Source organism: Kitasatospora sp. SC0581, from assembly GCF_048159585.1.
In the GTDB taxonomy this organism is placed as follows: Bacteria; Actinomycetota; Actinomycetes; order Streptomycetales; family Streptomycetaceae; genus Kitasatospora.
In genome coordinates this window covers 1-328 of the sequence record NZ_JBLRWA010000298.1, presented here as the reverse complement: position 1 = coordinate 328, position 328 = coordinate 1, and the positions used below count along the sequence as shown (strand labels likewise).

Sequence of the window (328 nt, the reverse complement as noted above, 5' to 3'; positions counted from 1 at the left end):
GACCTTACATTCCAAAGTTATTTTTATATCGATCAAATGCTGATGACGCGGGTAAAAGGGCAGTTTGAAGCCAATACAGAAAAAGCTTATGATGAATTGTTCCGGCACGTCATGGAGAATGGTTATAAAATTTCCTCGCCAATATTCCATATTTTACTCGGGAATGATGAAATGCAGTGGGTGGAGATTAAAATAAAGGTGTTTGAGGATGATGAGGCGGATGATTTAAAACAGGAGCGGTGAACGCCCGCTCCTTGAAGATTTTGTTGCGTTTTTTTCACCAGGCTTGTATGAGATGATTGGTTGGGACAAGCCACCTGACGACCTG

At 41.8% G+C, this 328-nt stretch carries 1 protein-coding gene; it reads left to right on the top strand.

Annotation, left to right across the window (positions count from 1 at the left end):
- A partial coding sequence (locus ACLWS4_RS38170) for a DUF5085 family protein (RefSeq protein WP_416876594.1) occupies positions 1–243 on the top strand: 243 nt, incomplete at its 5' end.
- Positions 244–328: the final 85 nt, after the last annotated feature.